A 12,509-nucleotide genomic window follows, 5' to 3' on the forward strand; every position below is an offset into this window, starting at 1 on the left:
GCCGACCAACGTTTCGGCCCACGGCCGTCAGGCGTGCGCCTTTCCCTGGTTCTCGTAGACGAAATCGACGATCTGCCCCATCGCCTTGAAGTCGCCGCTGCGGAAATTCGCGGGCAGCGGCGGCAACGCATAACGTGCGGTGATGCGCTGGATGATCTCGGTTTGCTTGACCGAGTCGATACCGAGTTCGGCTTCGAGCTCGATCGATTCGGAGAACACCTCGGCCGGATATTCCATCGCCTGCGCGTAGATATCGACGAGCTCCGAGAACAGCCGCTCGCGCGGCACGTGCGCGGGCCGCGCCGCTGCAACCGCCGCGGGCGCCGTCACCGGCTCACCCGGAGCATGCAGCACCGCCGGCGCCGGAGCAGGCGCCAGCGCGGCCCCGCCCACTGCCGCGAGGCGCGGCGCGGGCGCGAGGATCGGTTCCGGCTGCGGCACGAATGGCGTCGCCGTCGGTGCGGCCCCTGCCGGCACCGCGCCCGCCGCGTCGAACGCGTGACGCAGTTCGCCCTTGAGCCAGTCGACGATGTGCGGTCCGCGCGCGTGCCAGAACGCGTCGAAGCCGGAGCCGGCGTTGCCGATGCGAATATCGTCTTTCATGATGGTGTCCTCCTGGAAATAACGGGTGATCGTCGTGACGACGCTCGATTCCTCTGCCACGTTCGACGGGCCGCCGAACGTCCTGACCGCGCCCGGCCCCACGATGCGCACGACGATGCGCGCCAGCGCATTGAGCCCGCCGCACTCGACGTAGCGGTCGATGCCGTCCGCGCGCGCGGCGCGAATCGCGTCCGCGAAGCGCACCGGCATCACGAAATGCGACGCGAGCCGCATCCCGGGATCGTCGGCGCCGCTATAGCGGCGGCCGAGGATCGGCGAATACACCGGAATCGCGAGCGCGCCGGGTCGATATGCGGCAAGCCGCGCGGCGAACTGCGCGCGCGCGCCGGCCAGGTCGGGATGATGAAAGCCATACGGAGACCGGAGCGTCTGCGCGGTCACGCCTTGCGCCGCGCAGGCCGAGACGAAATCTTCCAGCGCGTCGCGCGGGCCGGACACGACGGTCTGCGACGCATGGTTCTCGACCGCGATGCAGACGTTGCGCACCCCGTGCGTAAGCGCGCTCGCGTCGATCAGCGCGAGTGTCGCGTCGGCGCCGGCCGAAATCGCGGCCATCATGCCGTCGGCCGGTGCCGCGGCCTGCAACGATGCAATCCTGTCGCACACGATCCGCGCGCCCTGCTCGATCGAATACATGCCGCCGCACACCAGCGCCGCGATTTCGCCGAAGCTGTGTCCGATCAGCAGGTCGGGGACGATGCCGCGTTCACGCAGCACGCCGAACATCCCGACCGATGCGCCGAAGATCCCGAGCTGCAACAGGTCGGGCGCGTCGCGCAGCCACGTATCGAGCCCCGCGTCGTCGCGCCACAGCGCGCCGGTCAGCGGCTGGCCGAGCCGCTCGCTCGCGACCGCGTCGATCGTGTCGAGCGTCTGCCGCACGCTGCGGTGTTCGTGCCCGAGTTGCCGCAACGCGCCCGCGTAGAACGCCCCTTGTCCCGGGAACAGGAACGCGCAGCCGTGCGCTTGCGCGTCGCCCGCGTTCGGCCCGGTGCCGTTCAACCTGCGTCGTTCCATAATCCCAATCTCCCAAGGCTCTCGGCCAGCTTCAGTCTCGCGGTCCGCCACCTCGACACCGCTAGCACGCGCTGCCGGCGCGCATCCGCGAGCGCCGACTGCGCATTCAGCAGTTCCGTGAACGTGCCGACCCCGGCCTTGTAGCGGCCGCGGGCGATGTCGAGCGAATGCAGCGCGGTGTCGAGCAGATGCTGCGAGTTGTCGAGGTTCGTCGTGTCGGTCTGCAGGCTCTGGTAGCTCTTCCACACGTCGAGCGACACCTTGAGTTCGGTATTGCGCACGTCGGCTTCCTGCGCATCGGCCTGCGCCTTCGCCTCCGCGATGCGATACCCGGATGCGAAGCCCTCGAACAGCGGAATCGAAATCTGGATGCCGATCGAGTTGCTGTGACTGCTCTGCAACTGGAACAGCGACGGCTGCTGCTGGTATGACGGGTTGTTGCGCGTGAGGCTGCCCATCAGCGAAATCGTCGGCAGCGACTGGGCGCGCACCGCACGGATCTGGTCGCGCGCCGCTTCGAGCCGCTCGCGCGCGGCGATCAGCTTCGGATGATCGCGCTTCGCTTCGGCGATCAGGTTCGCGACGCCGCGCGTGAAATCGTCGCGATCGGGCGACGGTTCCGCATCGGCGATGCGCAGCGGCGTGTCGGCGGCGGCGCCGAGCGTCGTCGCGAGCGTGCCGATCGCGTTCTGCAGGTCGCCCTCCGCGCTCACGCGATCGAGCAGTGCCTTGCGATAGGTCGTCTGCGCCTGCAACGCGTCGCCGAGCGTGCCTGCGCCGCCGTCGTGTCGCGCGCTCGCTTCGGCCAGGCTCTCCTGCGCGGCACGTTCGACCGCCTGGGCCGCCTCGAGCGCCGCCTGCGCGTCGCGCAGCGCATAGAACGCCTGCGCCGCGTCGTAGAAGACGCTCTGCAACGCGTCGTCGTGTGCCGCATTGGCCGCGCGCAGCAACGCACGCGCGCGGTCGAGGTTCGCGCCGCGCTTGCCGAAATCGAACAGCACCCAGCTCAGGTTGAGCATGCCGTAGCGGCTGGTGCTGCGCTGATCGCCGGAAAAGCCGCCCGTATAGGTCGTGTTCACGTTGTCGCGCTGGATCCCGGCCGTCGCGTTCAGCGTCGGCAGGTATGCGGCCTTCGACACGCCGACCTCGGCCGTCGCCGCGCGCGCGTCCGCCCACGTGCGGCTCAGTTGCGGATGGGAGCAGATCGCCAGCAGGATCGCGTCCTCGAGCGCGATCGGCCGGTCGTCGAGGCGCCGTGCGCCGCACGCGGTGGCCGATGCCATCGACCCGGCCTGCGTCGCCGCGACGTCGTCGCGCGTGCGATAGACGTCGAGCATCTGCGCGCCCGCGGGCAGCGCGGCGGCCAGCGCAACGGCGGTCAGCACGACGGCGAAGGGTCGCTTCATCATCTAGCGCCCCGCCACCGGCTGCACCGGACCGGCATCGTGCGGCGCCGGCCGGGTCGCGGCCGGCTCGCCGCCACGCGACTTCGCCGCGACCGCCGCGCGCATCGCCGCGGTCGACTGATCGAGCACGACCTTCCCGCCCTGCAGCATGATGACGCGCTGCGCGGACGCGATCGTCTCCGGCCGGTGCGCGACGATGAGCCGCGTCATCGCGAGCTGCGTGACAGCCGCATTGACCTGCATCTCGCGCTGAATGTCGAGATGGCTCGTCGCTTCGTCGAGCACCAGGATGCGCGGCCGCTTGTACAGCGCGCGCGCCAGCAGCACGCGCTGCTTCTGGCCGCCGGACAGCACGGTGCCCATGTCGCCGACGAGCGTGTTGTAGCCCATCGGCATCGCGGCGATGTCGTCGTGCACGGCCGCGATGCGCGCGCATTCGGCGACCCAGTCCGGGTCCGCTTCCGGGTCGAAGAAGCTGATGTTCTCCGCGATCGACCCCGCGAACAGCACGTCGTCCTGCAGCACCGTGCCGACCAGCGCGCGCAGCCGCTCGATGCCGAGCCTGGCCACGTCGAGCCCGCCGATGCGCACGGCGCCGCCCGTCGGCTCGTGAATCCCGAGCAGCACGCTGATCAGCGTCGTCTTCCCGCAACCGGACTGCCCGACGATCGCGACCGATTCGCCGGCCGCGATCGTCGCATTGACGCCGTCCAGCACCAGCGGCTCGCCGTCCGCGTAGCGGAACGACAGCCCGTCGATCTCGATGCTCGGGTCGAGCGAGTCCGCTTCGCCCGGCACGCTGCGCAGGCTCGCGTCGGGTTCCGCTTCCGCGAACACGATGTCGGCCAGCCGCTCGCCCTGCAACTGCAGCATCCTGACCTCGAAATACTTGTCGATCAGGCTGCCGACCCGGCTGTCGAACTGACTCTTGTATGCGTTGAACGCCATCAGCACGCCGACCGTGAACTGGCCGTCCATCACCATCCGCGCGCCGAGCCAGATGACCAGCACGTTCTCGATGCCGAACAGCAGCCCGTTGAGCTGCTGATAGAAAATCTGCAGCTTCTGCACGTGCAGGCTCGCATTGACCTGCTCGACCAGCAGCGTGATCCAGCTCGCGCGCCGCTCCGTCTGGCGGTTGAACAGCTTGATCGTCTTCACGCCGCGCACCGTCTCGAGGAAATGGCTTTGCTGCTTGGCGGCGTGCACGATCTGATCCTCCGTCGCGCGCCGCAACGGGCCGTACCACATCCATCGGATGAGCGCGTACAACGCCATCGTCGCCAGCGCGACGAGGCCGAGCGTGCGGCTGTACACGAACATCATCGCCAGCGTGACGAGCGTCATCAGTCCGTCGATCACCGCACCGAGAAACGACGTGGTCAGCGTCTGCTGGATCGTGTCGATCGAGCCGAAGCGCGACACGACGTCACCGAGATGGCGGCGTTCGTAATAGCGCACCGGCAGGCTCAGCAGATGCGTGAACACGTTCGCGCGCCACTGGATGTTGAGCGTGACGCCGACATACATCAGCGCCCACGCGCGAATCGCGCCGGTCGCCTGCTGCATCAGCAGCAGCAGGCCGAAGCCGAGCGCGAGCACCGTCAGCAGGTCGCGATCGGCGCTGACGATCACTTCGTCGATCACCCATTGCAGGAAGAACGGCTGCACGAGCATGAAGACCTCGAGCGCGATCGCCAGCACCAGGATCTGCGCGAGCGAGCGCGACAACCCCGACACCGGGCCCAGCAGTTCACGCAGCCTGACCGCCGGCCGCGCCGCGCGCGGCGCGAAGCCGGCGTTCGGCCACAGCTCCAGCGCGACGCCGGTGAACCCGCGCGAGACGTCGGCGAGCGACACCTTGCGAATGCCGTGCGACGGATCGTGGATCGTCGCGGTCTTGCCGTTCACTGCCTCCAGCACGACGAAGTGGTTGAAATTCCAGTGCAGCAGGCACGGCAGGCGCAACTGGCCGAGCTGCGCCATGTCGAGCTTCAACGCACGCGTGCCGAGCGACAGGCGCTGCGCGATCTCGATCACGCGCCCGAGGCCAGCGCCCTTCAGCGAGACCGGAAACTGTGTGCGCAGCGTCGCGAGATCCACGTGATGGCCGTGATAGCCGGCAATCATCGCGAGACACGCGATGCCGCATTCGGCCGCTTCGGTCTGCAGGACCATCGGCAGCTTGCGGCCGAGGCCGAACGAGAGTCGATCGAGTAATCGCATGCGTGCGCCCGTCAGAGTTTGCCGGTCAGGCTGTAAAGCGGCTCGAGCACCCATTCGTACAAGCGCCGGCGTTCCTGCAGGATGTCCGCCTGCAACGTCATGCCGGCCTGCAACGGTTGCTGCGCGCCGTACGCGGTGACGTGCTGCGCGTCGAGCGCGACGATCACGCGGTAGAAGGTCGCGTCGCGCCCCTCTCCCGGCGTCGCCGCCGGGCCACCGTCGTTCGCGAGTTCGGCCGCCGACAGCGCCGTGCGCGCGATCGACACGACCGTAGCCCCGTACTGGCCGAATTTCTGATAGGGAAACGCCTGATAGCGGACCAGCACCGGCTCGCCGACCCGCACGAAGCCGATCGCCGTGCTCGGCACGAACAGGTGCGCCTGCCAGCGCGCGCCGCCCGGCACGACACTCGCGAGCGGCCGCGACGTATCGACCGACTGGCCGACGTCGGCGATCGCGGCCGTGACGATGCCCGCCTCCGGCGCGGTGACGACGATCCGGCGCTTCGCCTCGCTTTCGATCAGGTTCTGGTCGACGTCGATCACGTTTCGGTCGATCTGCGCGAGCTGGTTCTGCTGCTTGAAGCCGAGCCCCGACAGTTCGTTGCTCGCCTCGGTAAGCGACTGGAGCGTCGATGCACGGTCGCGCAGCAACCCGTTCAGCTTCGACTGCTGGTCGAGCAGGTCGGCCTCGCGCTGCTGCGCCTGGTCCTTCGAGATGTAATCCTGCGCGAGCAGGCCGCGATAGCGCGTTGCGCCGTCGGCCGCGATCGAGGTACGCAGCCGCTGGGCCGCGAGCTGGTCGTCGATTTGCGCGAGCGTGCCCTTCAGGTTCCCGATCTTCGCGCGCAGCGTGTCGCGCTCGTCCTGCTGCAGGCTGCGGGTCTTGTCCATTTCCGCGAGCAGTGACGCCTTGCGCTGCCGCGCCTGCGCGATCAATGCGGCCTGCGTCGCGCCTTGCGCGGCGCTTTGCAAGTCGGTCGATACCGTATAGAGCGTCTGTCCGCGCGTCACGCGCTGCCCTTCCTTCACGTCGCGCTCGACGACGATGCCCGGCTGCAATGCATAGACCTTGACCAGCCCCGCATCCGGCATCACCACGCCGGAGACCGTCGTGCGCCGCGTATACGTACCGAACGCGAAGAACAGCACCACGCAGGTGGCCATGACCATCGCGACGACCGTCAGCAGCGTCATGGACAGCGGGTGCACCAGCACGATGTCGCCCAGCACCCGCATGCGCCGAGCCTGTGCCGCTTCAGAACGAAAGAGACCGAACTCCATTTTCACCAACGTGTCGCCAAACAACATGTCGCCCAATATCGGTATCGGCGTCCATTCCGCTTCCACGCGTCGGAACAGGCAAAAGCGATCCGGTATACAAAGAAGACCCGTGCATACCGGATCGTCAGTTCCATCATCGGGAGACGCGGCGGCTACCGCGTCGCCTCAATGCAGGCAACTCAGTACTGCGGGCCGCCGAAAAGGCCGTCCAGCAGGTTCACCGCGGCGGTGGTGATCGTCTCGCCGATGTTGTATGCCTGCTTGACCGGTGCGGCGAAGATGCCGAACGTCAGCGCATTGCCGATGCTCTCCGCGGTGCTGCCGCCCCATTCGATGATGTTGCCCAACGCGGACGGGATGCCCGGGCCGCTGTAGTAGCCGCCGGAAACTTGTGCGATTTGCTGTTGATTCAGTTCTTGCATTGCATTTCTCCAGTTTCAAAATGCTAGATAATCCATCTAGCGGGGCATCGAACAACGCCGCAATTGCGGCGCAGATCAACACGTTAAATACATTTAAACTTTTAACGACTCGGCGCATCCATCGCTCAAGCAAAATCAAACCAATGCATTCAATCCTGCTCAAAAAACGCATAAAACCCCGTCGACCGAGATGAATCGATCGGCCTTTCACCGTCCGCCATTCAGCGGCAATATGCGAGCAGTCATCGCCTCGGCGGACGCCCCACTGAAAGACGCTGGGCATTGGACGTGCAAGTGCTTCCGCGCATGGATGTCGCGGTGCCCGCATGCCACGGAGTACGAAATTTCAACGAGAACGACTGCCCGATCGAGCCCGCGCCCGATAATAATTGCGTGCTAAATGCCGTTCATCTAATCAGCTAAACGTCGTTGATTGGATGATCGACATCAGATTTCACCTCTGAGATTTTTACAGCGCCGAATCCGACGAACCAATGATCGGTCACTTTTCGGACTCCCTTTGTACGATACCGCACCATCGGGCAAACCCGATATTTTGAGGATATTTACTTATTTTTATTATCGATTCCAGGCTTGCGTGCCGCGATTGAATGCCCCCAGTTGATTCTGGAAAGGTCATGTCTTCACGGTAGATCCGGTCCCCTTGACTGGTCGGAGGTCGCCGTCGCCCGACTCGGATGGATGCGCCGTCAGATGCCAAACGACGTCGTACGTTTTCACCGGAATTCAAACAGCAAGCCGCGTGGCTGGTGCTCGACCAAGGCTATAGCCATATGGAAACGAGTCGCTCGGGGGGCGTCGGCGAGACGGTACTGCGCCGCTGGGTGCGCCAGCTTCAAATGGAGCGTCAGGGCGTCACGCCGCAGGGCAAGGCAATCACACCGGATCGGCAACGCATTCCGGAATTCGAGATCTGGACGCTATTGCGTGCGCGGGAGATGCCTTCCTCCGCTTACGCATTCGCCACGTCCCTGCTCTGGTTTCCGCATTTGATCTCCGGAGAACGAGAATCTGCACCACACCCGATCAGTTTGATTTGCGAGAAACCGGGCGCTGTCGACACCCGCGATCGCCACACCCGTTCGCCCCGACGCATCAACCCAGATGTCACGTGTTACTCCCGCATCCCCTCCAGATCGCGGATCAACTCGCTCGCCGAGATTTCGTCGAGCGTCGACAGCGCATCGGGCTCGCGAATGCTGCCCCAGTTCGACGGCGAACCGGCCTGCAACGCGCCGAGTTGCTGATCCGGATTCATGTCGACCGCGCCGACGAAGATCCCCGGGTCCAGCGACAGTTCGATCACCTTGCCCGCGCCGAGCGGCTTCGTGAAATACCAGATGCAGCCGGCATCCTCGACCTGGCCGCGCCGCCAGCCCTTGTTGACGAGCCCGAGCACGCGGCCGGTCGGCACCTTGACGCCCTTCCAGCGCTCGAGCTGCCGCCCGTTGCGCTCGTCGTCGGTCAGCCGGTACACGTCGCGACCGAGCTGCGCGAACGGCTGCAGCAGCTCGTAGTCGGCGAACACCTGCCCGAATGCGGCGGCATCGGCCGGCGCGATCTCCAGCGCATGCGGCACCCCGATGCGGATCGTCGCGCCCTCCGGCAACGTAAATGCATCGTCGTCGGCAGTCGCCGCCGTGCCGTCTTCCGCCACGCGGAAGCAGGCCTTCAGCGTGCCGCCGAAGTTGCCGCCGTCGTCGACTTCGTACACACCCCAGACAAGGCGCTGGACAAGATGGCGTACGAGCGGATGCTCGGCGAGAAACGCGCGAAACACCTCGGGCGTCCAGCGGCGGCGCCCGCACATCGCCACCTCGAGCCGCGCGACCTGCTGGCTCGCGATGGTGCGCGCATCCTTCTTCAGCACCTTGAAGCGCTCGACCGCTTCCTTGCCCTTCACGGGATCGTCGGTCTTCTTCGGCTTCGGCAGATCCGCGAGCCGCGCGCCGGCCACGCCGTCGGCGCCGGTCTCGCGCACATACGGCTTGAGCGTCTCGTCGAAGCCGACCCGGAATGCACGCGGACCGAAGTCGAGCAGCATCGTCCCCTGTTCGTCGAGCCCGAGATCCGGCGCGAGACGGTCCTCCAGTTCCTCGGACGACAGCCCGCGCGCTTCCGCGATCGCATCGATCTTCTCGCGCGCGCGGTCCTGCAGCGCGCGGAACTTGACCTTCTGCGCGATGCCGTTGAGCAGCATCAGCGCGACGTCGCTGCCGATCGACGCCAGCACGTCGAGGCCGGTCGCCGCGCGTGCATGCGCCGATTCGCCGGGCCACGTGCGGATCAGCGGCGTCAGCTTGCGCGCGGTGTCGTCGTTGCCAAACAGGCCCAGCGCGGTGAGCGCCCAACCCTCCTTGCCCGGCGCGCCGGCATCGAGCCATGCGTTGAAGCAGTCCCACGCGAAATCGGCCAGCGACTCCGCCGTGCACGCGTCCTTCACGACGTCGATGCCGCCGTAGACGCCTTCACCGGTCGGGAACGTCAGCATCTGGCCGAGATGGTCGAGCGCGTCGTCCGGCAGCGCCTTGCCGTTCTTCAGCACCGGCCGGCGCCAGCCGCGCGGCTGCCAGAATTCGGGCAGCTTGCTGCGCTTGGTCGGGAAACGGTCGAGCGGGCTCTCGTCGAGCACGGCGCGCACCGCTTGCGGCACCGTGTCGTCGGCATAACGCGAGGCGACGTCGATCAGCAACGCCTCGTGGCCGTTCGCCTGCAGCAAACGCAGCGCAGCGCCGGCGCAGTCGCGCGCTTCGCCCGGCTTGCCGAGCGACGGCGCGATCAGGCCGCAGGCTGCATGCTCCGGAAACTTCAGCAGCCACGCACGGCCGTCGTCGCGCAAGGTCTTCAGCTTCGCGAACGCACGGGCCGCGATCGGCGCGCATTCGACGGCGCCGTAATTCAGCGCGTAGCCGAAATTCTCGGTCGGCTTGTTGCGCACGGTTGCGATGAGGCCGGGCAACGCGGGCAGGCCGAAGGTCGCCATCAGCAGGTTCACGCCCGCCGTGCTGTGTTCGCCCGCCACCGCGTTCCAGATGTCGACGGCCACCGCGGCCGGCAACAGCGTCAGGTATTCGGCGCGCAGCCAGTACCAGAAGTAACGCTCGCGCTTGCGCGCGTCGATCATCGCGCGCCACGCGGCGACGAACGCCGGCGCGTCGCCTTGCCGGATCGCCTTCGCCGCCGCCTCGCCGAGCGGCCCGTAGTATTTTTTGCTCGCGTCGAAACCGAGGCCGTCGATCAGCATCATCGTGTCCTTCGACGCCGCGGCGAGCCGCTTCGCTTCCCACTGGTCGGGCGTTTTCGCCTGGTTGCGCTTCGCTTCGTCCCAGCATTCGACCGCCGCCAGTTCGAGCGGCTCCAGCGTCAGCGCCGCCGCCCGCTTCTGCCGCGCGGCAAGCCAGGGCGGCGCGGCCAGCACACCCGGCAATTCCTCGGCCGAGGCGACCTCGGCCGGGCCGGCCAGCAGCGCGAGAAGTTTGTCGATCACGGCTTGGGCCGGTGCGTCGAGCCACGGCCGCAGCCCGTCGACGTGCGCCGTATGCGCACGCAACAGGCGCGTGAGGCTCGGCGTCAGCAGCCCGGCATCCTTGCCGCCGGCGGCCACAAGCCGCGACAGCGCAACCATGCCCGCCAGCGGCCAGCGATCGAGCGACAGCGACAGGCGCGCGAGCGCGCCCTTCGAACCGCTGGCGACCCTCGCCAGCGCAGCCACCGCGTCGGGCGTGCCGATCGCGGCGAGCGCGTCGCCCGCCTCGTCGGCGGCGGCGCCGCGTTCGAGCACGTCGAACGCGGCCGTGCCGCGCTCGCGCAGCACGGTCGCGACCATCCGCGACATTCCCCAGAACTCGCGGCCATAACTGTTCGGCCGGATTCTCCCGACCACCGCGATCGCGTCGGGATCGGTCGCGGTCAGCAGCATCCAGTGCAGCGTATCGGGCACGTCGCGTTCGGCGCTCAGCCTGCGCACCAGCGCATTCGACAACTGCGGCGCATCGGGCAACAACAGTGCGGGTATCGGCTGGCGGGTCGGGTGCAGCGCCGGCAACGCGGCCTCGATCCTGTCGACGCAGGCCTGCCATTCCGCCTCGCTCGCCGCGGCAAGATGCTCGCGCAGCGCCGCCTCGCCGCCGACGATCGGCCCGCGCCAGCTCTCGCGCACCGGGCCTTCGACATTCGTCGAGAAACGATGGAGGCGGCGCTGCGCCTGACGGTCGTAATCGGCGTGCACGTGGATTTTCAACGCGTCGAGCAGCACGTCGACCGCGCCCGTCAATCCGTATTGCGCAACCAGGTAGTCGGCGACCGGGCGGCCGATCGCGGTTTCACCGTGATAGTCGCCCACGGTCATCGCCAGCGCGAACAGCGCGGCGTCGGCTTGCGCGTCCGCCACCGGCCCGGCGATCGGCGTACGCGCGGCCAGCCGGTCGAGCATCCGCTGGACGGCCGGGCGCAGCGCCGCGTCGGTCGCGCCGATGTCGATCGAGTACCCGTCCTTGCCTTCGATCTTCAGCCACGCAGCGCGCACGTCGAGCACGGTCACCTCGACGGGAAAACGGCGGGACGCATAGGCTTCGCGCAGGATCTGCGGCGACAGCCGCACGGGATCGCCGTGCATCAGCCACGGCGGTGCGCCGGCGTCGGCGACAGCGGGTGCGGCAGGCGCCGGCACGGCGGCCGCCTGGGACGCCAACCACTCGCCGAGCGCCACGGCAGTCGCCTGCCCGTGCTCGTGCACGCTCGCCGACGCTCCCCAGCCATGCAGCAGGCGGCGCGACTTGAGCAGGTCGAGCGCCATCGCGGCGCCCTGGTCGCCGACGTCGTAGCGGCGCTTGATCACGGCAACCGTCAACGTCTCGCCGGGCTTCAGGTCGCCGTTCGCGATCTGCGCGCGCACGGTCTCGAAGACACGCTCGCACTGCGCATCGAAACCTTCGGCGGCGACGGGCGGCAAGGGCGCGGCGGCGGTGGCGCCGGAAACCGTTGAAGGCGGCGTCGATGCCGCCGGCTGGACCGACGGTGTGGCCGGCGCACCCTTCGCGGCCTTTGCCGCTGCGGGTTGCGCGTTCGCGGCCGGTTCCGCGTCTGTCGACGCCTGCGGCACCGCGGCCGGGGTTGCCGACGACGCGGCGGCCGGCGGCTTGGCGGCAGTCGCGCCGATGCCGGCGCCGGCCGCTACCGCGACTTCGGCATAGCCCTTGCCGGTCTTCTCCTTGACGAGCTTGTCGAGAGCGGCGCGCGCCTTCGCGTCGTCCGCGAACGACTTCGTCTGGCTCTGGCCCGCGGTGCCGATGCGGCCCCAGCGGATATTGAGCCCGGAGCCTTCCTGCTCCACTTCCCAGAACTTGCTGGAGTTGCCTTCGATCAGTTCAAAACGACGCATCCGTTCCCTCTCACTCGGATCGACGACGCGGCACGATGCCGCGCCCGCATGCCATGGCCGCAACGCAGCCATGACGCCCTCTCGTTCATTCATCCCGCGAGCCGTGCAGCCTGCCCGACGGCTCGCGGTG

6 protein-coding genes and 1 pseudogene are annotated in these 12,509 nt (G+C 67.7%); 1 reads left to right on the forward strand and 6 read right to left on the reverse strand.

Annotation, left to right across the window (positions count from 1 at the left end; translation table 11 throughout):
• Window positions 1-27 precede the first annotated feature (27 nt).
• From ACTJLD_RS12630 to ACTJLD_RS12650, 5 genes are all read right to left on the reverse strand, one after another.
• Window positions 28-1,641 (reverse strand): acyltransferase domain-containing protein, encoded by a 1,614-nt coding sequence (locus tag ACTJLD_RS12630; RefSeq protein WP_440658905.1) that lies wholly within the window; start codon window positions 1,639-1,641, stop codon window positions 28-30.
• Window positions 1,623-3,047 (reverse strand): TolC family protein, encoded by a 1,425-nt coding sequence (locus ACTJLD_RS12635; protein ID WP_440658907.1) that lies wholly within the window; start codon window positions 3,045-3,047, stop codon window positions 1,623-1,625. Before ACTJLD_RS12635 ends, ACTJLD_RS12630 begins: the two co-directional genes overlap by 19 nt.
• Before the next feature lie 3 nt (window positions 3,048-3,050).
• The gene (locus ACTJLD_RS12640) at window positions 3,051-5,273 is read right to left on the reverse strand and encodes a peptidase domain-containing ABC transporter (RefSeq protein ID WP_440658908.1); all 2,223 of its coding nucleotides are present in this window, start codon (window positions 5,271-5,273) and stop codon (window positions 3,051-3,053) included.
• Window positions 5,274-5,284: 11 nt separating this feature from the next.
• The gene (locus ACTJLD_RS12645; protein ID WP_059697765.1) at window positions 5,285-6,556 is read right to left on the reverse strand and encodes an HlyD family secretion protein; all 1,272 of its coding nucleotides are present in this window, start codon (window positions 6,554-6,556) and stop codon (window positions 5,285-5,287) included.
• A 179-nt stretch (window positions 6,557-6,735) separates the two neighbouring features.
• On the reverse strand, window positions 6,736-6,978 hold the full coding sequence (locus ACTJLD_RS12650; RefSeq protein WP_059522764.1) for a hypothetical protein: 243 nt from the start codon (window positions 6,976-6,978) through the stop codon (window positions 6,736-6,738).
• 698 nt (window positions 6,979-7,676) lie between these two features.
• On the opposite strand from ACTJLD_RS12650, the pseudogene ACTJLD_RS12655 reads away from it, so the two are divergent.
• A pseudogene (locus ACTJLD_RS12655) lies at window positions 7,677-7,910 on the forward strand (transposase); the annotation flags it as partial.
• Window positions 7,911-8,113: 203 nt separating this feature from the next.
• On the opposite strand, the gene ACTJLD_RS12660 reads toward ACTJLD_RS12655, so the two are convergent.
• Window positions 8,114-12,379 carry a WGR and DUF4132 domain-containing protein gene (locus ACTJLD_RS12660; RefSeq protein ID WP_440658910.1) on the reverse strand — a complete coding sequence of 1,422 codons (4,266 nt, stop codon included), beginning with the start codon at window positions 12,377-12,379 and terminating at the stop codon, window positions 8,114-8,116.
• Window positions 12,380-12,509 lie beyond the last annotated feature (130 nt).

It is taken from the genome of Burkholderia sp. 22088 (assembly GCF_052045915.1).
GTDB lineage: Bacteria > Pseudomonadota > Gammaproteobacteria > Burkholderiales > Burkholderiaceae > Burkholderia > Burkholderia cepacia.